This is a genomic window from Nonomuraea antri (genome assembly GCF_013283785.1).
GTDB classification, from domain to species: domain Bacteria; phylum Actinomycetota; class Actinomycetes; order Streptosporangiales; family Streptosporangiaceae; genus Nonomuraea; species Nonomuraea antri.
On sequence record NZ_JABCPZ010000056.1, the window covers coordinates 25,456 to 48,661 of the forward strand.

At 69.5% G+C, this 23,206-nt stretch carries 24 protein-coding genes and 1 tRNA gene; 11 read left to right on the forward strand and 14 right to left on the reverse strand.

Annotated elements, in window-relative coordinates:
• Positions 1 to 73: 73 nt before the first annotated feature.
• A complete protein-coding gene (locus HII36_RS20135) occupies positions 74 to 2,119 on the reverse strand; it encodes a right-handed parallel beta-helix repeat-containing protein (RefSeq protein ID WP_217369713.1) in 2,046 nt (681 codons plus the stop codon).
• Positions 2,120 to 2,248: 129 nt separating this feature from the next.
• Here HII36_RS20135 and HII36_RS20140 point away from each other — a divergent pair, with 129 nt between their 5' ends.
• Both HII36_RS20140 and HII36_RS20145 read left to right on the forward strand, forming a co-directional pair.
• The gene (locus tag HII36_RS20140; RefSeq protein ID WP_173524768.1) at positions 2,249 to 2,707 is read left to right on the forward strand and encodes a GNAT family N-acetyltransferase; all 459 of its coding nucleotides are present in this window, start codon (positions 2,249 to 2,251) and stop codon (positions 2,705 to 2,707) included.
• A gap of 210 nt (positions 2,708 to 2,917) precedes the next feature.
• Positions 2,918 to 3,553: a DUF4760 domain-containing protein gene (locus HII36_RS20145; protein ID WP_173524769.1), complete on the forward strand. Its 636-nt coding sequence runs from the start codon at positions 2,918 to 2,920 to the stop codon at positions 3,551 to 3,553.
• Positions 3,554 to 3,701: 148 nt separating this feature from the next.
• On the opposite strand, the gene HII36_RS20150 is transcribed toward HII36_RS20145, so the two are convergent.
• The 4 genes from HII36_RS20150 to HII36_RS20165 all read right to left on the reverse strand — a co-directional run bounded on the left by HII36_RS20150 (position 3,702) and on the right by HII36_RS20165 (position 8,159).
• Positions 3,702 to 5,678, reverse strand: a complete 1,977-nt coding sequence (locus tag HII36_RS20150) for a HEAT repeat domain-containing protein (protein ID WP_173524770.1) — start codon at positions 5,676 to 5,678, stop codon at positions 3,702 to 3,704.
• Positions 5,679 to 6,148: 470 nt separating this feature from the next.
• Positions 6,149 to 6,631: a hypothetical protein gene (locus HII36_RS20155; protein WP_173524771.1), complete on the reverse strand. Its 483-nt coding sequence runs from the start codon at positions 6,629 to 6,631 to the stop codon at positions 6,149 to 6,151.
• 496 nt (positions 6,632 to 7,127) lie between these two features.
• Positions 7,128 to 7,201, reverse strand: a tRNA-Pro gene (locus tag HII36_RS20160).
• Positions 7,202 to 7,265: 64 nt separating this feature from the next.
• The gene (locus HII36_RS20165; protein WP_328807794.1) at positions 7,266 to 8,159 is read right to left on the reverse strand and encodes a metallophosphoesterase; all 894 of its coding nucleotides are present in this window, start codon (positions 8,157 to 8,159) and stop codon (positions 7,266 to 7,268) included.
• A gap of 59 nt (positions 8,160 to 8,218) precedes the next feature.
• Here HII36_RS20165 and HII36_RS20170 point away from each other — a divergent pair, with 59 nt between their 5' ends.
• Positions 8,219 to 8,677: a GatB/YqeY domain-containing protein gene (locus tag HII36_RS20170; RefSeq protein ID WP_173524772.1), complete on the forward strand. Its 459-nt coding sequence runs from the start codon at positions 8,219 to 8,221 to the stop codon at positions 8,675 to 8,677.
• Between the two features lie 311 nt (positions 8,678 to 8,988).
• On the opposite strand, the gene HII36_RS20175 is transcribed toward HII36_RS20170, so the two are convergent.
• Positions 8,989 to 11,253 carry a transglycosylase domain-containing protein gene (locus HII36_RS20175; RefSeq protein WP_328807795.1) on the reverse strand — a complete coding sequence of 755 codons (2,265 nt, stop codon included), beginning with the start codon at positions 11,251 to 11,253 and terminating at the stop codon, positions 8,989 to 8,991.
• 241 nt (positions 11,254 to 11,494) lie between these two features.
• Between HII36_RS20175 and HII36_RS20180 the strand changes: the two genes are divergently transcribed.
• Positions 11,495 to 11,791, forward strand: a complete 297-nt coding sequence (locus HII36_RS20180) for a WhiB family transcriptional regulator (RefSeq protein ID WP_148036282.1) — start codon at positions 11,495 to 11,497, stop codon at positions 11,789 to 11,791.
• Positions 11,792 to 11,864: 73 nt separating this feature from the next.
• Here the strand turns inward: HII36_RS20180 and HII36_RS20185 are convergent, their stop codons facing one another.
• Positions 11,865 to 12,995, reverse strand: coding sequence for an ArsA family ATPase (locus tag HII36_RS20185; protein ID WP_173524774.1), 1,131 nt, complete (start codon positions 12,993 to 12,995; stop codon positions 11,865 to 11,867).
• Entirely contained in the window at positions 12,992 to 13,993 is a 1,002-nt protein-coding gene (locus HII36_RS20190) for an ArsA-related P-loop ATPase (RefSeq protein WP_173524775.1), read from the reverse strand. Before HII36_RS20190 ends, HII36_RS20185 begins: the two co-directional genes overlap by 4 nt.
• Positions 13,994 to 14,115: 122 nt before the next feature.
• Between HII36_RS20190 and HII36_RS55735 the strand changes: the two genes are divergently transcribed.
• From HII36_RS55735 to HII36_RS20205, 4 genes are read left to right on the forward strand one after another with little or no spacing between them, the layout of a single operon-like run.
• Complete coding sequence (locus HII36_RS55735; RefSeq protein ID WP_193318817.1) at positions 14,116 to 14,271, forward strand: hypothetical protein; 156 nt, start codon at positions 14,116 to 14,118, stop codon at positions 14,269 to 14,271.
• The gene (locus HII36_RS20195) at positions 14,268 to 14,726 is read left to right on the forward strand and encodes a RidA family protein (protein WP_328807796.1); all 459 of its coding nucleotides are present in this window, start codon (positions 14,268 to 14,270) and stop codon (positions 14,724 to 14,726) included. The genes HII36_RS55735 and HII36_RS20195 overlap by 4 nt, the downstream gene beginning before the upstream one ends.
• 48 nt (positions 14,727 to 14,774) lie before the next feature.
• Positions 14,775 to 15,587: an NUDIX hydrolase gene (locus HII36_RS20200; RefSeq protein WP_173524777.1), complete on the forward strand. Its 813-nt coding sequence runs from the start codon at positions 14,775 to 14,777 to the stop codon at positions 15,585 to 15,587.
• Positions 15,584 to 16,375 carry an MBL fold metallo-hydrolase gene (locus HII36_RS20205; protein ID WP_173524778.1) on the forward strand — a complete coding sequence of 264 codons (792 nt, stop codon included), beginning with the start codon at positions 15,584 to 15,586 and terminating at the stop codon, positions 16,373 to 16,375. The genes HII36_RS20200 and HII36_RS20205 overlap by 4 nt, the downstream gene beginning before the upstream one ends.
• 4 nt (positions 16,376 to 16,379) lie before the next feature.
• Here HII36_RS20205 and HII36_RS20210 read toward each other — a convergent pair whose 3' ends face one another.
• Positions 16,380 to 17,060 carry a Crp/Fnr family transcriptional regulator gene (locus HII36_RS20210; protein WP_138690488.1) on the reverse strand — a complete coding sequence of 227 codons (681 nt, stop codon included), beginning with the start codon at positions 17,058 to 17,060 and terminating at the stop codon, positions 16,380 to 16,382.
• Positions 17,061 to 17,283: 223 nt separating this feature from the next.
• On the opposite strand from HII36_RS20210, the gene nth reads away from it, so the two are divergent.
• Positions 17,284 to 18,012, forward strand: coding sequence for an endonuclease III (gene nth, locus HII36_RS20215; protein ID WP_173524779.1), 729 nt, complete (start codon positions 17,284 to 17,286; stop codon positions 18,010 to 18,012).
• A 40-nt stretch (positions 18,013 to 18,052) separates the two neighbouring features.
• Positions 18,053 to 18,706, forward strand: a complete 654-nt coding sequence (locus HII36_RS20220) for an NUDIX hydrolase (RefSeq protein ID WP_173524780.1) — start codon at positions 18,053 to 18,055, stop codon at positions 18,704 to 18,706.
• A gap of 54 nt (positions 18,707 to 18,760) precedes the next feature.
• On the opposite strand, the gene HII36_RS20225 is transcribed toward HII36_RS20220, so the two are convergent.
• A complete protein-coding gene (locus HII36_RS20225) occupies positions 18,761 to 19,279 on the reverse strand; it encodes a HEAT repeat domain-containing protein (protein ID WP_173524781.1) in 519 nt (172 codons plus the stop codon).
• Positions 19,280 to 19,361: 82 nt separating this feature from the next.
• On the opposite strand from HII36_RS20225, the gene HII36_RS20230 reads away from it, so the two are divergent.
• A complete protein-coding gene (locus HII36_RS20230; protein WP_173524782.1) occupies positions 19,362 to 20,552 on the forward strand; it encodes a MarP family serine protease in 1,191 nt (396 codons plus the stop codon).
• On the opposite strand, the gene HII36_RS20235 is transcribed toward HII36_RS20230, so the two are convergent.
• The 4 genes from HII36_RS20235 to HII36_RS20250 all read right to left on the reverse strand — a co-directional run.
• Positions 20,549 to 20,992 carry a DUF309 domain-containing protein gene (locus tag HII36_RS20235; RefSeq protein ID WP_173524783.1) on the reverse strand — a complete coding sequence of 148 codons (444 nt, stop codon included), beginning with the start codon at positions 20,990 to 20,992 and terminating at the stop codon, positions 20,549 to 20,551. The two genes, HII36_RS20230 and HII36_RS20235, sit on opposite strands and share 4 nt — an antisense overlap.
• Positions 20,989 to 21,909: an alpha/beta fold hydrolase gene (locus HII36_RS20240; RefSeq protein WP_173524784.1), complete on the reverse strand. Its 921-nt coding sequence runs from the start codon at positions 21,907 to 21,909 to the stop codon at positions 20,989 to 20,991. The genes HII36_RS20235 and HII36_RS20240 overlap by 4 nt, the downstream gene beginning before the upstream one ends.
• Positions 21,899 to 22,339 (reverse strand): phage holin family protein, encoded by a 441-nt coding sequence (locus HII36_RS20245; RefSeq protein ID WP_236003674.1) that lies wholly within the window; start codon positions 22,337 to 22,339, stop codon positions 21,899 to 21,901. The genes HII36_RS20240 and HII36_RS20245 overlap by 11 nt, the downstream gene beginning before the upstream one ends.
• Before the next feature lie 31 nt (positions 22,340 to 22,370).
• Positions 22,371 to 23,206, reverse strand: an 836-nt coding sequence (locus tag HII36_RS20250) for a Na+/H+ antiporter NhaA (RefSeq protein ID WP_173524785.1), incomplete at its 5' end; no start/stop codon positions are given.

A 23,206-nucleotide genomic window follows, 5' to 3' on the forward strand; every position in this document is an offset into this window, starting at 1 on the left:
CGCCCGATTGTCCCACCGAAACGATCGTGGGGCTCAACCCGTTTTCGCGGATCGAGCCCCTTGATCTGTTCCGCTACGCCGGCTTCCCGGGACGAATCACCACGTCATCGATCTGGAAGGCGGGCCCGGCCGCGCTCGCGTTCCAGACGAAGGCCCAGTCGACGCGGGTCGCGCCCGCGGGCGCGGTGAACGTGCCGGACGCCTCGGTCCAGTCGGCCTTCCTGGCCAAGGACACGGCGTCGGTACGCAGCACCGTCCCGGACTCGTCGCGCCAGCGCACGTTCCAGGTGACGGCGGGCATGGTCGCCGCGGCCTCCCGGTACCACAGCGACACCTGGTAGCTCGTGCCGGCGACGACCCCGCTGTACCCGGGGTAGTTGTCCAGCGCCACCGCGCTGCCGTACGCCTGGCTGCTGGTCATCAGCAGCGATCCGGTGCCGCCGTGCGCGTCGCCGGTCCGGTGCGCCAGTTCGGCTCCGTACCACGGGCTGTAGGGCGAGGTCGTCGTGCCGGACTCGAAGTCCTGCTCGGTGATCGCCGGCGGGACGGGCGCGGCGCCGTCGAACGTGCTGCCCGCGTCCTGGGCGTACTGGGGTCCGGCCCACTGCCCGGGCGAGACGTGGTTGCCCATGTCGCCGACCCTGAACTGCCACGGTCCGGTGTAGGTGTTGTCGTGCCAGGAGTTGTTCGACTCGCGGACGATCGACTTCTGGATCACGTCCCCCTTGTACGGAGACCAGTCCGGGTAGGTGCCCCAGTTGGACAGCAGGGCCATGTGCCCGCAGTACTGCGTCGGGCAGCCGCCGTCGACGGCGGCAGGGTCGAAGGTGAACGTGTTGTGGTGGACGTCGACGTTCTTCGTCCACCAGCGGCAGTCGGTGTAGAGCGGGTTGGTGGCGATGGCCGGGGCCGCGCACTGTGCGGTGTTGGTCGGACCGACGATCAGCGTGCAGTCACCGGTCGTCGAGGCCGGGCTGTTGCAGTACCGGTCGGCGTTCGCCCACGCGGTGATGCCGCCCCAGTTGTTCTCCAGCACGTTGCCGGTGATCTCGATCTTGCTGGTCCGGGCCGGCACGCGGGGCTCGCCGTCCGCCTCGGACAGGTAGATCGCCGCTTCGGGGAACGGGTCGCCCTTCGTCGCCCGCTCGGCACCCGAGTCCCAGGCGTTGCGGCGGATGGTGTTGTTCCTGATCACGGCGTTGTAGCTGATCTCATAGAAGATCGCCAGCGACTCGTTGTCCTCGACGAGGTTGTTCTCGATGAGGAAGTCGTTGTTGTTGGTGTCCGCCCAGATGCCCGGCCCGTGGTTGGCGTGGACCCAGTTGCCGGTCACGTCGGCGCCGTTCACGGCCCAGAACTTCATGCCACCGGTACACCCGCAGCCGGGCTCCTTGGTCTCCCAGTCGTCGGTGTTGTTGCCGGTGAACTCGTTGTCCGCGACGACCAGCCCGGTGATGGTGTTGCCGGCCTTGTACGCGTTCAGCCCGTACTGCCCGTTGTCCTTGAAGCAGTTGCCGCGGATCTTGTTCCTGGCCCCGGCCATCAGTCCGGCGCCGGAGTTGTCGCGGATCGTGTTGTGCTCCACGACCCAGTCGTCGCCCGAGTCGTGGTTGACCACGCCCTCGTCGCGGGGCGCGACGAACCCGGTGATGGTCAGGTACCGGATCGTGACGCCGGTCGCGTGCTGACCGAAGGCGTACCGGTTCAGCCGCTGCCCGTCCAGCACCGCGCCGGGCGCGCCGATGAACGTCGCGCCGTCGCCCGGGACGATCTGCGCGTACTGCTCGGGGGCCAGCGTGTGCGTGCCGGTCTCGAAGTAGTACGTGGTGTTCGGCCGGCGTAAGTCCACGCCGCTGTTGTCGCCCGCGGGCACCACGACCGCGCCCGGGGGCGGCGTGGCCGGCCCGTTCAGCGACGAACTACCGCAGACCGCCGCCTTGGCCGCCGTAGCAGCGCTCGCCGCGCCCTTGGCCGCTGTGGCGGTGGCCGCCTGATCGACTACGGCCTTGGCCGCTGTCGCGGTGGCCGCCTGATCGACCGTGGCGCCGCTCGCCGGCGTCGCACCGCCTATGACAACCGTGGCGAGGGCGGCCAACGCCACCGGCCAGGTTCTTCGCATTACTGATTCTCCTCCGGTTTCGACCAACCTTGACAGCACCTGACCGCCAAGCGTCGACACTGTAGTCGGAGCTCACCTCACCCTCAAGATCGAACACCGCGAGCGGGCTCGTATGACAATCTCTGCCTCATGACCGACGCCCCCTTCGTCCCCGACGACTTCGCCGTCCCCGCACACCTGGTCAAGCCGGAGTTCCGGCTGGAACCCCTGGGGCCGCAGCACAACGTCGCCGACCACGCCGCCTGGACCGGCAGCATCGACCACATCCGCGCCACCCCCGGCTACCCGGACGGAAAGTGGCCCCCCGTGAACGGCATGACCCTGGAAGCGAACCTCGCCGACCTGGAACGCCACGCGAACGACTACGCCCAGCGCCGCGGATTCACCTACACCGTCCTCGACCCGGCCGACGACGACGTGATCGGCTGCGTCTACATCTATCCCTCGCGCGACCAGGACCATGACGCCGACGTGTCCTCCTGGGTACGAGCCGACCGCGCCCACCTGGACGTGCCCCTGTACGAAGCCGTGACAGCCTGGCTGTCCACCGGCTGGCCCTTCAAAGCAGTCGACTACCACTCGCGCTGAAACAGAAGAAGCCGCTTCCGAAAACCGGAAGCGGCCTTCTCGCCGGTCGGGATAGCGGGATTTGTGATGCAACAACGAGCTCTCGGCGTGATCACGTCATGCATGCAGGATCCGTACCGGCCGGAATGTTCTTACAGCCATCATCCACGTCCGGCCCGAGGTGACGGACTGCAGGTGGGCCTCCTCTCCTGCAGCCATTACGTCTAGGCTGTGCAGCAGGCCTTGAGCTTCGGCGGTGCGAACGAAGGCACATGTGAGGGTGGCATGGACTTCTCACTCCTCTTCAACATCTTGGCACTGATGCTATCTCTGACGGCTTTGGTGATATCGGCGCTCATTGCGCTAAGGCAGTCCACTACCATGCACCACGCAAACGAGCTGAGTGTCCTGGTGGACCTTGCTCAAGAGTTCAGAACTGTCGAATTCCAGCGCGCTGAATCCTATGTCATCGAATCTCTCGCCAAGGAGCAAGATCCCAGCTTGGGCTGCTCTCGGCTGCCAGAAGAAGCGCGGATCGCCGTTAATGCCGTGATGACCTTCTTCAGCAGTATCGGCACCCTCGTCGTGATGAACATGGCGGATGAGGTGCTGGTTGTCCCCCTTTTCGGCTATCGCGCGAACAGGGCATGGAAGGCGCTTGAGCCATTTGTCATGCGAGAACGTGAATTGCGTGGGCCCAATGATGGGTTCGGCACATTCTACGAAGACTTGGTGTGTCGGATTCGTGATAAATTTCCGCTCGACAAGAGCTATGGGCTCGTCCTGAGAAGGCTGCCGGCAGATCCACCGCAAGAAAGGCCAGACGACCCGACCGGCGAAAGTGCTCCGACTCCGGATGATCGCTGAACGTGCGTTGCACGGAAACAACAGGTGCAGGCTGATCGCCGTGCCATCAGCCATCGAAGGCGATGTGCGCCGGAGACAAGAGGCTGACCGTCTTCAAGCCCGACTGCCGTTGGTTCTGTCTGCGGCGTCCACCCAAAGAACCGCCGGTTCATGGAGCCGTCTCTCCGATCCGGCGCAGAGCATCGGCGCAAGCTGCCCGCAGGTCCTCGTCGGGGGCGATCGTGTCGGTCCCGCCTTCCTGCCCGGGCTGGTGACGGCGGATGCGGGCCTGCTCCGCCCGCAGCGCCGGTACGGCTGCTCCGGCCGCCGCTCCCATCTCCGCGAACACGCGGGCGGCCGGGAGCCTGCAGGCGACGTGACCTTCCCATGCGTCCAGCAGAACCGGCAGGGCGCTCCGGGCGTCCGCGGTGGCTCGCCACAGCGCTACAGCCGCCCGCCAGCGCACGTCCGGCGAGCGGGCGTCAAGCCACTCGCGCAGCCTTCCAGCGAGCGGAGCCGCCGCCGGTCCCAGTTCGGCCACCGCTGCCACCACGGTCGCGACGCCAGGACGGTCATGGTCGGCCTCGGCCAGGTGACGGGCGAGGAGCGGGAGCGCCCGTCCGGCGTCCTGCTCGATCCGCCACAGCGCCGTCGCGGCCGCCACGGCGAGGTGGGGGTCGTCGCTCTCCAGCGCACGACGCAGTGCGGGCACCGCCGGCTGCGCCGACGGGCCGATCCGCCCGAGCGTGGTCACAACGTCCAGGTCGCCAGGCAGCGCGAGGAGTTCGGGCACCGCAGCGGCGGCGGCCTCACCGAACTCGCCGAGCGCGCGCACGAGCCCGGCCCGCTGCTCACCCCCCGCCAAGTCATGCAACCGCCGCCGGACGACCGGTACGAGCCCGGCGGCGACAGGTCCCATCGACCCCAGCACGCGGCCGATGTCCTTCGGCGGGTCCTCGCGCTCCAGCGCCCAGCGCACGGCGGGCAGCGCACGCTCGTCACGCAACCCGGCCAGGGCGACGAGCGCATAGCCGGTCATCGGCGGATGGTCGGGCCACACCGTGATCCAGCCGAAGTGCTGGTCCAGCCGTGGCCGCCCCTCGCGCGGCCCAGCGGCGACGTACGCTGCCAGGTCGTCAGCGGCAGGAGCGGCCAGGCGCCCGAAAGAATGCAGGGTCACCGCGGCTGCGGCGGCCAGTTGTGGGTCGGGATGGGACAACTGCGTGCCCAGTAGCGCTGCGAGTCGCCGGTAGTCGCCGCGCCACCCGTCCACCAGCGCCGCCGCCGGTTCCATCACCATCAGTCTGCGCCCGGGATCGGGATCGCGGAGCAGAGCCGTGATCAGTTCCAGGCGCTCGGCGACCCGGTCGCCCAACCCGTCAGACAGGCGCTCCACGAGCCACTCAGTCAGCTCGACGCCCAGCGCGGCGGGGACGACACCGGCCGGCAGCGACTCGGGCACCCACTCGACAAGGCAGGACACCGCCTCGCCACGCACCTTCGGATCGCGGTCACCGGCCGCGACCTCCGCAAGCCACCGCCGCACACTCGTCGCGTCCGCCATATCCGGCCCGCCCTCGCCATCCACCTCCCGAACGTCCGCCACATCCGGCATGTACGGCGCCAGGGCACGAACCGCCTCCGCCAGCCCGACCCGCACAGCCGGATTCGCCTCCTCACCCAGTCGCCGACGCAGCACCGACATGACCGTCCCGCTGTCGTCACGACACGTCGCCACGGCCCTGGCCGCCTCCAGCCGGATCTGCGGGTCTGGATCGGCCAGCAGCCTGACGAAGACCTCCCCTCCGTCCCCCGGCCACGGCGTGGCCGCGAACTCCTCCGGGAAGTCGTTCAGGCTGTCGCAGATCTCGCCCAGGAGGGCCACCACCTCGGCCCGGCCAGGCGTGCACGCGTCGGCCACCACCGCCAGCAGGAACGGCACGCAGGCCAGCGTGGCGTCGTAGACGCTGCCCTGGTGCAGGACGTTCCCATACAGGTCCACCAGCGCGGCGCGCCTCACCTCGCCGTCACCGGAGACCAGATCACGCAGCCGTCCGGGCACGTCGGTCGCGGGCCCGTACGCATGGTTCAGCGACGCCCAGTCGACACGGTCGATCAGATCCGCTCGCCCGGAGTGATCAAGCATGCCGGGCACCCTCCCGGCAGGCCTACCTCGCCGCTCCGGTCTCGCGCTCTCCCAGTTGAACCGCCAGAGCTTCCGGCCTGCCGCTGATTCGACGATCAAGGCGCCGAGGAGGACCTTTCGGCTGTGCCGTCGTTCACCGACCCATCGACTGACCTGCCCTTGCTCGCTGAGCTGCCTGCGCAGCCGACGGGGTCGCCACTACCGGCTCGCCCCCTGCTGGCGTTATCCCTGCTCGCTGTGCTCGGCGGAGCAACCTCCCTGGCCAAGATCGTGGTTTCGATCACTTGAGTCATCGGGATTTCGACGCAGCCGGCTCGGCCATCTCACCCTGTGTCCGAACCGATCAGACGGTTCACGCTTTGGCACACGAAATGAGGGCGGTGTCCCGAGAAGCCGCGACCGAGAGCTTGCCGAAGCACGAAACCGGAGGTCGCCGCACTCACTCGTGCGGCGACCCCCGGAACGGTTCATCAGCCGCAGTTGCCCCACTGTCCGCGTCCGCCAGAGGCGAGCGAGTAGTCGAGACGGGTGTCGGCGATTTTGCCGGCGAAGTCGACGCACTTGCCCGCGGCAGCCTTCACTACGGCGGCGTAGTACTTGTATTTTCGGTCGGTGAGCAACCGCGGGTCGCTGTAGCTTCCGACGCCTTGGATCTTGAGTGTGGCCTGCGTGAAACTCGGCACCCCGTCGAAGGTCGTCTTGATCGTGGCCACACAGTTGGTGCCGCGCGAGCCGTTCCACATCAGGTAGACCCTGCCCCACGTGCTGGAGCCGATCTTGACGGGACGGCTGTCCAGGTTTTTCCAGCTGCCGTAACCCGCTGTCTCGGCGCAGGCGGTCTCCGCGGTGTAAGCCGCTGCCTGCGCCGGTCCCGGGTTGGCGAGGACGGCGGCGGAAACGAGGGCGGTGGACAGGATGAGGGTTTTCGCAGGCTGCAACTTGCGTGTGCGCATGAATACCCTTTCGATGGGCCATTACGCGCTGCCATATGATCACAACTCATAGGAGCGCCTCCATGTCCAAGCTCCCAGGTCGGGTGTGCAGAACTGCTGCAAGAAATCTGCAGTCGCTCCACCCCCATCCGCCGAGCCGATAGCGGCGACCCCGCCGGCTGCGCGGATCCAAGACGGTTCCCAGGAGTTCAGCGACCAAGAGCAGGTCAGCCGGCGGGACGGTGCCGGTGACGTGCTCCAGGCGGCGTAGACACCCAACGATCTTCAGGGGACACGTTCGCCATCTGCCCGCCGTGGTGCCCTCAACCGCCCGGCTCCATCGAGCCCGTGCGTGTCCCGCCAGACGAGAACACTTCGGCCCTGGGTTGGGACTGGACCGCTTGATGACTACGACTCGGAGCTGGAGCGAGATGTGTAGCCACGCAGTTGGTCACCCAGGAAACAGAAGAGGCCGCTTCCGAACTTCAGAAGCGGCCTTCTACCTGCGGCAATACTGTCGGGGTGGCGGGATTTGAACCCACGACCTCTTCGTCCCGAACGAAGCGCGCTGCCAAGCTGCGCTACACCCCGGTGCACGCCCGTCTTGCTCGTGCTTGGGAAAGTCTAGCGGACTTCTCGCGTGCTTGTGACCGCGTTATCGGCGTGGCACGAGCGTCAGGAGCGACGCCTCGGGGAAGCAGGCGAAGCGGACCGGGGCGTACGGCGAGGTGCCGAGGCCGGCCGAGACGTGGAGCCAGGCGTCGTCGTGGCGGCTGAGGCCCTTGACGCGGGCGCGGTCGATGCCGCAGTTGGTGACCAGGGCGCCGTAGAACGGGATGCAGAGCTGGCCGCCGTGCGTGTGGCCGGCCAGCAGGAGCTGGTATCCGTCGGCGGCGAAACGGGTCATGTTGCGCGGCTCGGGTGAGTGCATGACGCCGAGCCGGAGGTCGGCGTCCGCCGGGGCCGGACCGGCCACCAGGTCGTAGCGGTCGCGGGAGATGTGCGAGTCGTGGATGCCGGCCACCGCCACGTCCAGGTCGCCGATCTTGATGCGGGCCGTGGTGTTGTTCATGTCGAGCCAGCCCTCGGCCGCCATGCCGGCGCCCAGTTCCTCCCAGGGCAGCGACGGGATCTTCTGGCGGTGGTCGTTCTTGGACGTGCGCCAGAGGTAGCGGGCCGGGTTCTTGGGGACCGGGGCGTACAGGTCGTTGGAGCCGTACACGAACAGGCCGGGACGTGACAGCAGCGGCTCGAGCGCGTGCAGCAGCGCGGGGACGGCGTCGGGGTGCGCGATGGAGTCGCCGGTGTTGACGACCAGGTCGGGCTCGAGCGCGCCGAGCGAGCGCACCCAGTTGATGAGCATGGTGCGGCGCGGCGTCAGGTGCAGGTCGGACAGGTGGAGGATTCGCACGGGACGCTGCCCACGCGCGAGCACGGGCACGTCGAAGCGGCGCAGGCGGAACGAGTTGCGCTCCACCACGGAGGCGTAACCCAGTCCGGCCAGGCCGAGACCGAGTATGGACAGGGGCACTGCGACGGCTTTCCTCACGTACTCATGATGCCCGACAACGGGCACGAGGCGTCCGCGCAGACGGCAAGATGGACCGCATGAGCGCATTGAAGGACAAGCTGAAGGCCGACCTCACGGCCTCGATGAAGGCCAAGGACGAGGTCCGTCTGCGGACGATTCGGATGGCACTGGCCGCGGTGAACGTCGAGGAGGTCGCGGGCAAGGAGGCCAGGCAGCTCAGCGACGACGAGATCATCAAGGTCCTCACCAAGGAGGCCAAGAAGCGGCGCGAGGCCGCCGAGGCGTTCTCGAACGCCGGACGCGCCGAGCAGGCCCAGGCCGAGCTGGACGAGCAGGCCGTGCTGGAGGAGTACCTGCCGGCGCAGCTGTCGGACGAGGAACTGGCCAGGCTCGTCGACGAGGCCGTCGCCGAGACGGGCGCGGCGGGGCCGCAGGCGATGGGTCAGGTCATGAAGGTCGTCAACCCGAAGGTGGCCGGACGCGCCGAGGGCGGGCGCGTGGCGGCGGCCGTCCGGGCTCGCCTGGCCGCTTCCTGATCCTCCAGACCCTCCAGACCTTCCTGGTCCTCCTGACCCTCCGGAGCTTCTCAACGCTCCGGAACTCCTCAAGGCTCCGAGGGCTGTGAGGCCGGCTCTAGGCTGCGGGGCCGCGGGACCGGCTCAGGGCCGCAGGGCTCGCTCCGGGCATCGAGACTCCTCGATGGTCTCCGCGGGGCTCTCAAGTGCCTCTCAGGGCTCTCCTGGGGCCTTTATGAGCGCATGACCGGTAGGTGTCCCGTTCGAGAGGCCTCCGCCTGCCACAGGCGGAGGCCTCTCGCGTGTCCGGTCAACGACTCCGAGCCCGGCCGTCACCAGCCCCCAGGGCCGTCGCCCGGCCCAGGGCCGTCATCGGGGCCGGGACCGTCGTCCGGGCCGGGCCCGTTGTCGGGGCCGTCGTTGTTCGGGTCGTAGTCGTCGAACGGCCCTCCGTCGGGCGGCCCGTCGCCGTCGCGGTCGCCCTTCTTCTTCTTGGGCGGCTTGGGCGCGCAGTTGTCGTCGCAGCCGCCGAAGCGGTCCCGGTCGTAGCCGACGAAGTCGACGGGCTCGACCCCCTTCAGCGCCGCGAGCATGGAGTCCTTCCAGATCGGGCCGGAGATCGAGGCGCCGTAGACGTAGGAGAAGTAACGCCCGCCGATGGTGACGCCGGTCAGCGTGTGCTTGAACGCGCCGCGCGGGTCGCCGAGCGAGACCGCGGAGGCCAGGTTCGGCGTGTAGCCGGCGAACCAGGCCGACATGTAGCCGTCGGTGGTGCCGGTCTTGCCGGCCGCGTCACGTCCGATGCCGCCGACGCCGCTCATCGTGCCCTTGGTGAACACGCCGGCCAGGATGCCGTTGACCGCGTCCGCGACCTCTTCCTCCATCACCTGGTCGCACTTCGGCTTGTACTGCTTGGCCTTGCCGTACCTGTCCTTGATCTCGGTGATGGCCAGCGGCTTGCAGTACTGGCCGCGCGCGGCGAAGACGGCGTACGTGCTGGCCACGGTGACCGGGTCGACCTCGTTGATGCCGAGCGTGAACGTCTCGAACTCGCCCAGCTTGCCGCCGTCGGCCCGCTTGAGCCCGATCTTCTGGGCCAGCTTCACGACCTTGCACAGGCCGACCTTCTCCTGCAGCTTCATGAAGAACGTGTTGACCGAGCCCCAGGTGCCGGTCTGCAGGGTCTTGAAGCCGCCGCCGCCCTCGCTGGAGTTACGCACCTGGTGCTTGGGGTCGCCGACCCGGTTGCCCTTGCAGTCGCGGAACGAGCTGGTGCTGGCCGCGTTGTAGCCGGCAGGCGAGGGGAAGCCGTCGCCGTACTTCATGCCTTCTTCCAGCGCCGCGGCCAGGGTGTACACCTTGGCCGTCGAGCCCTGCTGGAAGCCGCGGCCGCCGCCGTGCGCGGCGTCGGCGACGACGTTGTAGCTGATCTCGTTCTTCTTCTTGCTGGTGCCGTACTTGCGCGAGGCGGCCATCGCCTTGATCTCACCCGTGCCGGGGACGACCATGGCCTGCGCGGCGACCGGCTTGTCCTTGCTGCTGACGTACTTCTTGATCGCCTTCTCGGACGCTTCCTGCATCTTCGGGTCGATCGTGGTCTTGATGCGCAGCCCGCCGCGCTGCAGCAGCTTCAGCCGCTCTTCGGGCGTCTTGCCGAACGCCTCGTTGTTGAGTATCTCGTGCTGGACGTAGACGCAGAAGTAGGCGTACTTGCTCTCGTCGCAGCCGCCGGGGACGTCGACGTCCTTCCAGCCCAGCTTCTTGGCCTTGGCCTCGTTCGCCTCCGCCAGGGTGATCTTCTTGAGCTCGTGCATCCTGTCGAGGACGAGGTTGCGCCTGGCCTGCAGCCTGGCCCGCGACTCGGGGCCGACGTTCGGGTCGGTGCGCGCCGGGTTCTGCACGGCGCCGGCCAGCGTGGCCGACTCGACGAGGTTGAGCTCGGAGGCGGGCTTGTTGAAGAACCGCCTGGCCGCGGCCTGGATGCCGTGCGCGCCCGCGCCGAAGTAGGCGATGTTGAGGTACTTCTCCAGGATCTCGTTCTTGGAGTACTTCTTCTCGATCGCCATGGCGTAACGCAGCTCGGCGAGCTTGCGCGAGAGCGTGGGCGCGATGGCGGCCTGCCGCTCCTCCGGGGTCTCGGCCTTGTTGACCAGCACCTGCTTGACGTACTGCTGCGTGATGGACGAGCCGCCCTGCATGACGCCGCCGGAGGTGAAGTTCTTGACCAGCGCTCTGGCCGTTCCCTCCACATCGATCGGCCCGTGCTGGTAGAAACGGAAGTCCTCGATCGACAGCAGCGCCGTCTGCATCATCGGGGAGACCTTGTCCAGCTGCACCGACTGGCGGTTCTCGAAGTAGAACTGCGCGAACCGCTTGCCGTTGGCGTCGAGCAGTTCCGTGCGTTCAGGGAGCGGGGGTTCGTCCAGCTGTTCGGGCTTGAGGTTCAGACCCTCCATCGCGCTCTTCGCGGAGACGCCCGCGCCGCCGACCGCGGGCAGCCCGATGGCGGCCACGAGCACTCCCGCCGCCGCGCCCGCGATGATCAGTCGCAGGACGTTCAGGATCGGAGATGAACGATCTTTACCCTGAGCTTGCACGCTACCAAGAGTACGTCGAAAGACTGGCGGAATCGGTAACGCGACACCATTTCGCCTTGACTGGCGGGGGTGACTAGTCATTCCCGGTCAAGACTGCTGCGAGAAATTGGTCCTCTGGGGTCTGTCGGCCCGAACCGGTCGTTGCGTACGTTCTCCTCTGCGGCAACTGAATACGGAGGCTCGGCGCCCGCGCCCGTCGGCCCCAAATGACGACTGACCACCTAAGGGGAGTGGGGTCGAAATGTGGATCACGGATTGGACCTCCCGTGCCGCCTGTCGAGGTGCGGACCCGGACGCTCTGTTCGTCCAGGGCGCCGCACAGAACAGGGCGAAGCTGATCTGCCGAGGATGCCCGGTCCGTACCGAATGCCTCGCCGATGCGCTGGACAATCGCATCGAGTTCGGGGTGTGGGGCGGTATGACTGAGCGGGAACGGCGAGCGCTGCTGCGGCGGCGCCCCGACGTGGACTCGTGGCGTGAGCTGCTCGAGTCCGCCAAGGAAGAGTACGAACGGACCAATGAGCTGATCGCGGGCTGACCGAGCCCGCGCGGATACGGCCAGGCGGTGAGGCGCCTGGCCGTATCCGCGTTCGCTGTCGGTTCCCGCGGGGCTAGTGCCCGGCGGCGAGCAGTTCGCCGATCTGACGGAGCCCGGCCAGGTCGTGCACGTCCTGCGACATCGCCTGGACCCTGGCGACCGGCACCGTCGGGTGAGCGGAGACGAAGTGGTCCTGCTCGCGTCCTTCTCTGGCGGCCAGCTGCATCCGTCCGGTGTGCAGCCGCAGCACGGCGGCGGTCAGCTCGTGCTCGCCCCGGGACTCCAGGTCTTCCGCGGCGGCGGCGCTGCGTGCGGCGGAGAGCGTCGCGGCGTTCGAGACGTGCACCCGGTTCACCACCAGGCCGGCCAGCGGCATGCGCTCTTCGGCGAGCCGCTCGACGAAGTACGACGCCTCGCGCATCGCGTCGCGCTCGGGCGCCGCCACCACCACGAAGGCCGTGCCCGGCGCCTGCAGCAGCTTGTACGTCATCTCCGCGCGCTGCCTGAACCCGCCGAAGACCGCGTCGAGCGCCGACACGAACGTCTGCAGATCCTTGATCACCTGCGCGCCGAGCAGTTTCGTCATGGCTCCGGCCATCAGCCCGAACCCGGCGTTCAGCAGCCGGAACGCGCTACGTCCTCCGGCCTTGGCCGGCGCGGTGAGCAGCCTGATGAAACGTCCGTCGAGGAAGCGGCCGAGGCGTTCCGGCGCGTCGAGGAAGTCGAGCGCCGAGCGCGACGGCGGCGTGTCGACGATGATCAGGTCCCACTCGTCGGAGCGGCGCAGCTGGCCCAGCTTCTCCATCGCCATGTACTCCTGCGTGCCGGAGAAGCTGGAGGACAGCGACTGGTAGAAGGGGTTGGACAGGATCTGGCGGGCCCGCTCGGGGTCGGCGTGCGCCTCGATGATCTCGTCGAACGTGCGCTTCATGTCGAGCATCATCGCGAACAGCTGGCCGCCGTTCTCGTGCTCGGTGACCAGGCGCGGGGTGTTGTCCAGCTCGGTGAGCCCCATCGACTGCGCCAGCCGGCGCGCGGGGTCGACGGTCAGCACGACCGCGCACCTGCCGCGTTCTGCGGCCCGCAGGCCCAGCGCGGCGGCCGTGGTGGTCTTGCCGACGCCGCCGGCGCCGCAGCAGACGATGATCCTGGTGCCCCGGTCGTCGAGTATCGCGTCGACGTCCAGTACGGCGGGCTTCTTCACGCTGCTCCCTGGGTGCGGATGCTCTCGGCCAGCTCGTACAGTCCGGCCAGGTCGACGCCGTCGGCCAGCAGCGGCAGCTCGTAGCGCGGCAGCGTGGCCCCGGCCAGCGTCTCGCGCTCGGCGTGCTCCAGCTCGGTGCGGCGGGCGTGCTCGACGACCTCCTCGGCGAGCGACTCGGCCAGCGCGGTGGCGTCGGCGCCGTCGGACAGCCCGGCCGCCTTGAGCCCCAGCACGAGCTCGCCGACGTCGAAGCGGCCCTTGACAGCCGTGTCAAGAACGGCCTGCGGAAGCAGTGATTCACGAACCATGTTGATGAAAACGCCGCCGGGCGGCAGACCGGCCGAACGCAATTCGGCGATGCCGTCGAGCGTCTCCTGAACCGGCATCTCCTCCAGCAGGGTGATGAAGTGCACCGCCGTTTCCGGAGATTTCACCACTCCGCTGACCAGCTCGGAGTGGTTCTTGATCGGTCCGACCTTGGCCAGGCCCGCCACCTCCTGGGTGACGTTCAGGAAGCGCGTGATGCGGCCGGTGGGCGGCGCGTCGAGCACGACGGCGTCGTAGACGCGCCTGCCGTTCTTGGCGCGCCTGCGCACGGCCTCGGTGGTCTTGCCGGTGACCAGCACGTCGCGGAAGCCGGGCGCGACGGTGGTGGCGAAGTCGACGATGCCCATCTTGGTCAGCGCGCGGCCCGCCCTGCGCATCCCGTAGAACATCTCCATGTATTCGAGCATGGCCTCTTCCGGATCGATGGCCAGCGCGTACACGTCACCGCCGCCCGGCGCCACCGCGATCTTGCGCTCCTCGTACGGCAGCGGCGGCAGGTCGAAGATCTGGGCGATGCCCTGCCTGCCCTCCACCTCGACGAGCAGCACCTTGCGCCCGCCCGCGGCCAGCGCGAGTGCGAGGGCGGCGGCGACAGTGGTCTTGCCCGTGCCGCCCTTGCCGGTGACGACGTGCAGGCGTACGCCGTCCCAATCCGTGTCCCGAGAGTCCACGTTTCGAGGCTACCGAACGGTCACTTGTCGAAACCCTGCGAGCACCCTTTGAGATTGCTCACACTGGCGCGGTTCCGAGCCTCGGCGCTGGTGGAGTCGCGTGTTGTGAGACGCTGATCCCCATGAAGAAATGGGAGTACCTCACGGCCCCCGTGCTGATCCACAACACCAAGATGATCCTCGACAACTTCGGCGCCGACGGCTGGGAACTGGTCCAGATCGTGCAGGGCGCCTCGCCCGAGCAGCTCGTCGCCTACTTCAAGAGGGAGAAGCCGTGACCCCCGAGCAGAAGATCGCCGAACTCGGGCTGACGCTGCCCGAGGTCGTCGCCCCGGTGGGCGCGTACGTGCCGGCCGTGCGCACCGGCAACCTCGTCTACACCTCGGGCCAGGTCCCGATGGTGGAGGGCAAGCTGCCGCAGACCGGCAAGGTGGGCGCCGAGGTGAGCCTGGAGGAGGGCGCGGCGCTGGCCCGCATCTGCGCGCTCAACGCGCTGGCGGCCGTCAAGTCGGAGATCGGCGACCTGAGCAAGGTGAACCGCGTCGTCAAGGTCGTGGTCTTCGTGGCCAGCGACCCCGCGTTCACCCAGCAGCCCCAGGTCGGCAACGGCGCCAGCGACCTGCTCGCGGAGGTGCTCGGCGAGCCGGGCAAGCACGCGCGCAGCGCGGTGGGCGTCGCCTCCCTGCCGCTGGACGCCCCGGTGGAAGTGGAGCTGATCGTCGAGGTCTCCTGACCGCGGGGATGTGTCACCATGACCGAGTGACGTTCTAGAGGAGGTCATGTGGCCGGTCTTCCGCTACCAGAAGAGCTCGCCGAGCGGGCGAGGGACATTCTCGCCGGACGCGTCGAGCCGGTGCCCGCGCGGGACGCCGCCACGGTGGTGATCCTGCGCGGCGGCGGTCGCGGTCCCGAGGTCTACCTGCTCAGGCGGAAAGCCACGATGGCCTTCGCGGCCGGGGCGTACGTGTTCCCCGGCGGCTCGGTCGACCCGCGCGACACCGACCACGCCGTGGCCTGGGCCGGTCCCTCGCCCGCCGAGTGGGGCGCGGTCTTCAACGCCGACGAGCGGGTGGCGCGCGGGCTGGTGTGCGCGGCCGTGCGCGAGACGTTCGAGGAGTCCGGCGTGCTGCTGGCCGGCCCAGGCCCTGGCTCGGTGGTCGCCGACACCACGGGTGACGACTGGGAGTCCGACCGGCTGGCCCTGATCGACCGGAGTCTGGCCTTCGCCGACTTCCTGGCCAAGCGCGGCCTGGTGCTCCGCTCCGACCTGCTCAAGCCCTGGGCGCACTGGATCACGCCGGAGATCGAGCACCGGCGCTTCGACACGCGGTTCTTCGCCGCGGTGCTGCCCGCGGGCCAGCGCACGCGCGACGTCGGCGGCGAGGCCGACCACGTGGTGTGGCGGCGTCCGGCCGAGGCCGTCGAGCTGGCGCACCGGGGCGAGATCTTCCTGATGCCGCCCACTTACCAGACGCTGAGCGAGCTGTCGGCGTACGCGGACGTGGCCGGCGCGCTCGCCGCGCACCGGGAGATCGTCACGATCATGCCCAGGGCCGTGGAGGTCGAGGGCGAGATGCGGCTGATGACCTCATGAGCGGGCTGCACATCCCGATCGGCACCCCCGACGGCTCGCGTACCGAGCACGCGGAGAACCTGCTCGCGCCCAACCCGTCCGCGATGACGCTCGACGGCACCAACACCTGGGTCGTCGGCGCGGGCGAAGAGGTGGTCGTCGTCGACCCGGGTCCCGACGACGAGTCGCACCTGCGGCGGTTGCGCGACCACCTGGGGGCGCGGCGCGTGACGGAGGTGCTGCTCACGCACGGGCACATCGATCACAGCGGCGGCGCCAAGCGCTTCGCCGAGCTGGTCGGCGCGCCGGTGCGGGCGCTCGACCCGCGCCACCGGCTCGGCTCGGAAGGGCTGGCCGACGGCGACGTGGTGACCGCCGGCGACGTGGAGATCCACGTGTACGGCACGCCGGGCCACTCGTTCGACTCGCTCTGCTTCTGGCTGCCCGCCGACCTGGCGATGCTCACCGGCGACACCGTGCTCGGCCGGGGCACCACGGTCATCGCCGACGACGGCGACCTGGGCGACTACCTGCGCAGCCTCGACCGGCTCAGGGCCGCGGCGGAAAGCCTTGGCGCGCTGGCGCTGCTGCCGGGGCACGGGCCCGTGCTGAACGACCCGATCGCCGCGCTTGACGGCTACCTGGCGCACCGCAGGCAGCGGCTCGACCAGATCAGGGCCGCGCGTGCGCGGGGCGCGCGCACGCCGCGCGAGATCGTCGAGATCGTGTACGCGGACGTGGACGTGTCGCTCTGGCCCGCCGCCGAGATGTCGGTGCGGGCCCAGCTCGACTACCTCGACGGCCGCTAGGCGACTACCTGGAGCGGTTGTAGAGCCGGTCCATGTCGAGGATGACCACGGCCTTGGCCTCGATGCGCAGCCAGCCGCGCTGGGCGAAGTCGGCCAGCGCCTTGTTCACCGTCTCGCGCGAGGCGCCGACGAGCTGGGCCAGCTCCTCCTGCGTCAGGTCGTGGTGCACGCGCAGGCCGTCGTCGGTCTTGGTGCCGAACCGCTCGGCCAGGTCGAGCAGCTGCTTGGCCACCCGGCCGGGGACGTCGGTGAAGACCAGGTCGGCCAGCACGTCGTTGGTGCGGCGCAGCCGCTGGGCGAGCGCGCGCAGCAGGTGCAGGGCCACCTCGGGGCGGCCGGTGAGCCAGGGGCGCAGGTCGTCGTGGCCGAGGCCGGCCAGGCGCACGTCGGTCAGCGCGGTGGCGGTGGCCGTACGCGGGCGCGGGTCGAACAGGGACAGCTCGCCGAACATCTCGCTCGGACCGAGCACGCTCAGCAGGTTCTCCCGGCCGTCCGGCGAGGTGCGGGAGAGTTTGATCTTGCCTTCGAGCACGACGTAGAGCCGGTCGCCGGTCTCGTTCTCGTGGAAGAGCGTCTGTCCCTTGGACAGCTGGACCTCGGTGATGCTCGTGCGCAGCGCCGCGGCGCTCTCACGGTCGAGCGCGGCGAACAGGGGGGCCTTACCCAGCACGTCTTCGGTGTTCACTCTGCCTCCTCTGCTGCCATTGTGACTCACCCCACTTCGGGCGGCACACACAGGTTAGGGGAATGCCTGAGTGGTCCGGGCTTGTCCCCGCTTCGCCGCGATCTCCTTGGCGAAGTTTACGGACATACATGGACAGATGCTTACTTCTACCCCTTTTGTCGCCGGGGCGCGTTCGTGCCGGTGACGGGCTCAACGGGATGCCGGGCGTTCTAGTCTTGGCGGCATGGCGACGAACGTGGCAGGCCGTCAACGCAAGCAGGAGACCCAGCTCGGTCTGGTACGACGCGCGCGCAAGATGAACAGGATCCTCGCCGACACCTACCCCGACGCCCACTGCGAGCTGGACTTCCGCAACCCGCTCGAACTCCTGGTCGCCACCATCCTGTCCGCCCAGTGCACGGACAAGCGCGTCAACATGGTCACTCCCCACCTGTTCGCGAAATATCCGGACGTGGAGGCGTACGCCGCGGCCGACCGGACCGAGATGGAAGAGATCATCCGCTCGACCGGCTTCTTCCGCGCCAAGACGAACAGCATCATCGGCATGGCCCAGACGGTCTGCGAACGCTATCGCGGCGAGGTGCCGAACAAGCTGAAAGACCTGGTCACACTGCCAGGCGTGGGCCGCAAGACGGCCAACGTGGTGCTCGGCAACGCCTTCGGGGTGCCCGGGCTGACCGTCGACACGCACTTCCAGCGGCTGGTGCGCCGCTTCGCCTGGACCGAGGAGACCGACCCGGTCAAGATCGAGCACGTCGTCGGCGACCTGCTGCCCAAGCGCGAGTGGACGATCTTCTCGCACCGCGTGATCTGGCACGGCCGCCGCATCTGCCACGCCCGACGTCCCGCCTGCGGGGTGTGCCCGCTGGCCGCGCTGTGCCCCTCGTACGGCACCGGGCCGACCAGCGAGAAGGAAGCCGCGAAGCTCGTCCGATCGGGTCCTTTCTCTTGAGCCGGGGAAGTCACCTGGACCCCGGTGTGTTGGAGGATGCGTGACCCAAGTGCCCGACTGGCTCGACCGACTGGCCGAGCAGGCCCAGCGGATCCGCGTCCCCCGGTACCTGCGCCCGCCCGCGCGCGGCGGACGTCCGGCCGCGGTCCTGATGTTGTTCGGCGAGGGCCCGCTCGGCCCCGACGTGCTGCTCATCCAGCGCAGTTCCCGCGGACGCAGGCACGCGGGCCAGCCCGCCTTCCCCGGCGGCGGCGTCGATCCCGACGACGGCGGGCCGATCCAGGCGGCGCTGCGCGAGGCCGAGGAGGAGACCGGCGTCGTCCCTGGCGGCGTGCGCGTGCTGTGCTCACTGCCCGAGCTCTACCTCGACCACAGCGACAACCGGGTCACGCCCGTCGTCGCCTGGTGGCAGGAGCCGTGCGAGGTGCACGCGGCCTCGCCGGACGAGGTCGAGTCCGTGGAGCGGGTGCCGCTGGCCGAGCTGGTCGACCCCGGCAACCGCATCGCGCTGCGCCACCCGAGCGGGTTCACCGGGCCGGCCTTCCGGGTGCGCGGCATGCTGGTGTGGGGCTTCACCGCGATGGTGCTCGACACCGTGCTGCGCGCGGGCGGCCTGGAGCGCCCGTGGGACCCGGGGCGGATCGAGGAGCTCCCGCAGGACGTGCTGAACCTGGCCGCGCGCAACGGCGCCTGAGCCGGGGCCGGAACGGCGCCTGCGCCGCCGCTGGAACGGCGCCCGAGCCCGCGGCTAGAGCACGCGTCCCGTGGTCAGGGCGACGCCGAGCGCGGCCCAGCCGGCCACGTCCGCGTCGCTGTCGACGGCCAGCATGCGCAGCGCCTCCAGCCCCGCCCTGTCGGGCGGGTTGCCCAGCACGTGCTGCAGCGCGTACGCCGCGCCGTACCTGACCCTGGCGTCGTCGTGACCGGCCAGGTCGATCACGGACGGCAGCGAGCGCGGGTCGGCCAGGTGCCCGAAGGCGATCAGCACCGAGTACAGCACCATGGCGTCGCTCTCGCTGGCCGCCAGGTAGCGCAGGACGGGCAGCGTGCGGTCGACGAAGGGCGAGAGCATGCCCATGATGTCGACCCCGAGCAGCCGCTCGGTGACGCTGTCGGCCGCGCACAGCCGCCTGGCCTCGATGAACGACTCCAGATCGCCCCGCTGCCGGAGCGTGGAGATCACCTGCCAGCGCACCGGCCCGTCGGGATCGGTGTCGCGCAGAGCTGCCTCGATGAGACCACGCACTGTTCGCTCGATCGGCGGCATACCGCCCAAGATAGTCAGCAGGGTGACGCCGTCCTGGCGGAAGACGTGCACACTTGACCGTATCGCTGGTTACCTTTGAAGCGTGCGCGGTGATCTGCTTGACCTCATCTTGATCGGCCTCGTGATCGCCTTCGGCATCTCCGGGTACCGGCAGGGTTTCATCATCGGCGCGATGAGTTTCGTGGGGTTCGTCGGCGGAGCCGTGCTCGGAGTCTTCATCGCGCCGCCGATCTCCAAGGCGGTCGTCGACGGCGACACGCCCCAGGCGCTGCTCGCCATCGTGATCGTCTTCCTGGCGGCCACGATCGGGCAGTTCGCCTCGTCCACGCTGGGCGCGGTGGTGCGCAGCCACGTCACGTGGGAGCCGGCCAAGGCCGCCGACGCGGTGGGCGGCACGTTCGCCAGCGCGCTGTCGGTGCTGGTGATCGCCTGGCTGATCGGGTCGCTGATCGTCTCGACGGCGTTCACGCCGCTGGTCGACCAGGTGAAGAACTCCGCGCTGCTGACCACCGTCGACGAGGCCATCCCGCAGGCCGCGCGCAACTGGCAGGCGCCGTTCAAGAAGTTCATCGACCGCTCCGACTTCCCGCCCGTCTTCGACGCGATCGGCGCCGGCCAGCTCATCGACGTGCCGCCGCCCGACCAGAGCATCATGCAGGGCGCCAAGCTGGAGCGCGCCCGCCGGGCCATCGTCAAGGTCCAGGGCAACGCCGAGAGCTGCAACAAGCACATCGAGGGCACCGGCTTCGTCTACGCCAAAGACCGGATCATGACCAACGCGCACGTGGTCGCCGGCGTCACCAGCAACCTGCAGGTCATCGACGCCGACATGCGCAAGCATCCGGCCACCGTGGTGCGCTACAACCCGCAGCGCGACATCGCCGTCCTGTACGTGCCCGGCCTCGGCCTGCCGTCACTCGCCTTCGACGACAGCGGCGAGCGCGGCGACAACGCGATCATCGCCGGGTTCCCCAAGGGCAAGGGCTTCACCGCCGTGGCCGCCAGGATCGGCGGCCGCCTTGAGGCCGACGGGCCCGACATCTACCGCGGCTCGAACGTCCGGCGCAACGTCTACCAGATCCGCGGCGAGGTCCTGCCGGGCAACTCCGGCGGCCCGCTGCTCACCGTCGGCGGCCGCGTCTACGGCGTGATCTTCGCCGCGGCGATCAACGAGAAGGACACCGGGTACGTCCTGACCGCCGCCGAGGTCGCCCCCGACGTCGAGCAGGGCAGGAACGACACCACCCGGGCCAGCACCCAGGAATGCGACTAGCCGGGCAGCCTGCCCAGGATCGCGGCGACGGCCGCGGCCGGGTCGCTGTCGTGGCTCAGCGCGGTCGCCGCCTTGCCGACCTCGTCGTACGGGGCCCCGTAGCCCTGGATGCGCGCGGCGCCGCGGCTGAACAGGGTCAGCGCGCCGCGTCCGTTGCCGCGCTGGAGGTGGGTCAGGCCGACGCAGATCTGCGCCAGGCCCTGCCACAGCTCACGCTCGTCGTCGGGCGCGCACTTCCAGCGGCCCTCGAACACCTCGTGCGCGTTGAACGGCAGGCCCTCGGCCAGGAACCGGCGCGCGTCGGCCAGGGCCTGCTCGGTGGTGGGGGCGTAGTCGTCGGGGACCCGGGCCACGCCGGGCGAGCCGTAGGGGAGCGGCCTGCCGTACGCGTCGCGCGGCCTGGCGTTGCGCGGACGGCCCTCGGGGTCGCGGTCTCTCATCGGTCGGGCTCTGGGTCGGCCAGCCAGCCGAGCAGTTCGGCGTCGAACACGTCGGGGATCTCCTCGTGGGGGAAGTGGCCGGCTCCTTCGAGCAGCCGCCACCGGTAGGGCGCGGCCACGTACCGGCTGGAACCCTGCGCGGTACGCGGCAGTATGCACGGGTCGAGCGCGCCGTGCAGCTGCAGGGTCGGCGCTTCGACCTCGGTGTGCATGGCGCGGGCGAACCGCAGCCCGTCAGGACGGAACTGGGAGCGGCCGAACCAGCGGTGATACTCCAGCGCCGAGTGCGCCACGGCCGGGATCGCGAACGCCTCGCGATACGTGCGCGCGGTCTCGGCGTCGGGCCAGCCGGGCCGCGACCACTCGTAGATCAGCCGGCCGACGAGCGCGGCGCCGTCGCGGGTGAGCCGGCGTTCCGGCAGGATGGGCAGTTGGAAGCCCACGCCGTGACCGCTGGCCCTGAGCTGGCCGAACGGGTCGGTGAGCAGCGCGCTGCGCAGCCGCAGCGGGTGCGGGGCGGAGACCGTGACCAGCCGGTGCACGCACTTGGGGTCGAGCACCGCCATCGTCCAGGCCAGCAGGCCGCCCCAGTCGTGGCCGACCACGATCGCCCCGGTCTCGCCGAGCGCGCGGATCAGCCCCGCCGCGTCGGCGGCCAGCGTGGGCAGGTCGTAGCCGCGCGGGGGCTTGTCGCTGCCGCCGTAGCCGCGCAGGTCGGCGGCGACCGCGCGGTAACCGGCGGCCGGCAGCGATTCGAGCTGCCTGCGCCAGGTCCACCAGAACTGCGGGAACCCGTGCAGCAGCAGCACCAGCGGGCCCTCGCCGGCCTCGACCACGTGGAAGCGGGTGCCGCCCGCGTGGACCGCGCGATGCGTCCACGGCCCCTCGATCTGGACGAGCGATTCGTCAGGTGCCATCGCGGGTCACCGGCTCGCGATCCGGTGTGGGAACGGGCAGGTTCTGCCCGTTGGGCGAGGCGATCTCCTTGAGCCCCTTGATCGACCTGGCCGTCCGCTTCATCCCGGCGAGCCCCTTGAGCCTGCGGACCCCGATGAGCACCAGCAGCCCCGCGACCACCAGGTAGAAGACGGTCACGATGAGGAAGGCCGCCCAGTGCGGCAGCCATTGGGCCAGTACGTACGCGATCGTGAACGAGGCGAGGATCAGGCACAGGTGGGCCATGAAGGCGGCCGCGGCGAACAGGCCGCCCGCCATGCCGACCCGCTTGGCGTCGAACCTGAACTCGGCCTTGGCGAGCTCGATCTCGGAGCGGACCAGGGACGAGATGTGACTGCTCGCCTGGGCGACCAGCGAGCCCAGGGATTCTTCCTCGGGAGTCTGCGGCATGAACGTCTCCTATCGAGGCCTGGTGGCCCTGTCAAACATCATCCAGTGCAAGACGGCGCTTGCGTACCCGCAAGTGAAGCAGCACCGCCGCCAGGATCGACGCGATGACGCTGGCCGCGAGGATCCCCGTGGTGACGGCTACGGCGCGCTGCCGCTCGGCGCCGTACGCGAGGTCGCCGATCAGCAGTGACACCGTGAACCCGATCCCGGCCAGCAACGACACCGCCGCCATGTCCCGCCAGTGGAGCTCTTCCGACAGTCTCGCCAGGCCGAGCCGCACGGACAGCCAGGCGCCGCCGAACACGCCGAGGAACTTGCCGAGTACGAGTCCCGCTATCACTCCCAGAACTACCCGATCGGAGAACATAGCGCCCAGGCTTGATCCGTCCAGCTTCACCCCCGCCGACAGGAACGCGAAGACCGGCACCACGAAACCGGCCGAGACCGGGCGCAGGTAGTGATCGGCGGCCTCGGCCGGCGAGGTGCGCTCGAACTCGGTGGACCTGACGCGGGTCAGCAGGCCCAGCGCCACGCCGGCGACGGTCGCGTGCACACCGCTGACCTCGACCGCGTACCAGGCCGCCAGGGCCAGCGGCAGGTGGATCCACGGCGACCTGACGCCCTTGCGCTGCAGCAGGCCGTAGCAGGCGATCAGGGCCGCGCCGAGCGCCAGCATGGGCAGGTTCACGTTGTCGGTGTAGAAGATGGCGATGATCGTGATCGCGCCGAGGTCGTCCACGACCGCGCAGGTCAGCAGGAAGGCGCGCAGGGCCGCGGGCATCGCGCTGGCCGTCACGGCCAGCACCGCCAGCGCGAACGCGATGTCCGTCGCGGTCGGGATCGCCCACCCCCTGGACGCCCCCTCGG

Bases quoted from the DNA above. Each gene is read 5' to 3' on its own strand.
- HII36_RS20140 (WP_173524768.1), top strand. From the start codon at position 2,249: ATGACCGACGCCCCCTTCGTCCCCGACGACTTCGCCGTCCCCGCACAC.
- HII36_RS20150 (WP_173524770.1), bottom strand. From the start codon at position 5,678: ATGCTTGATCACTCCGGGCGAGCGGATCTGATCGACCGTGTCGACTGG.
- HII36_RS55735 (WP_193318817.1), top strand. From the start codon at position 14,116: ATGAAGAAATGGGAGTACCTCACGGCCCCCGTGCTGATCCACAACACC.
- HII36_RS20235 (WP_173524783.1), bottom strand. From the start codon at position 20,992: ATGAGAGACCGCGACCCCGAGGGCCGTCCGCGCAACGCCAGGCCGCGC.
- HII36_RS20135 (WP_217369713.1), bottom strand. From the start codon at position 2,119: ATGCGAAGAACCTGGCCGGTGGCGTTGGCCGCCCTCGCCACGGTTGTC.
- HII36_RS20170 (WP_173524772.1), top strand. From the start codon at position 8,219: ATGAGCGCATTGAAGGACAAGCTGAAGGCCGACCTCACGGCCTCGATG.
- HII36_RS20225 (WP_173524781.1), bottom strand. From the start codon at position 19,279: ATGCCGCCGATCGAGCGAACAGTGCGTGGTCTCATCGAGGCAGCTCTG.
- HII36_RS20245 (WP_236003674.1), bottom strand. From the start codon at position 22,339: ATGCCGCAGACTCCCGAGGAAGAATCCCTGGGCTCGCTGGTCGCCCAG.
- HII36_RS20180 (WP_148036282.1), top strand. From the start codon at position 11,495: ATGTGGATCACGGATTGGACCTCCCGTGCCGCCTGTCGAGGTGCGGAC.
- nth (WP_173524779.1), top strand. From the start codon at position 17,284: ATGGCGACGAACGTGGCAGGCCGTCAACGCAAGCAGGAGACCCAGCTC.
- HII36_RS20240 (WP_173524784.1), bottom strand. From the start codon at position 21,909: ATGGCACCTGACGAATCGCTCGTCCAGATCGAGGGGCCGTGGACGCAT.
- HII36_RS20205 (WP_173524778.1), top strand. From the start codon at position 15,584: ATGAGCGGGCTGCACATCCCGATCGGCACCCCCGACGGCTCGCGTACC.
- HII36_RS20155 (WP_173524771.1), bottom strand. From the start codon at position 6,631: ATGCGCACACGCAAGTTGCAGCCTGCGAAAACCCTCATCCTGTCCACC.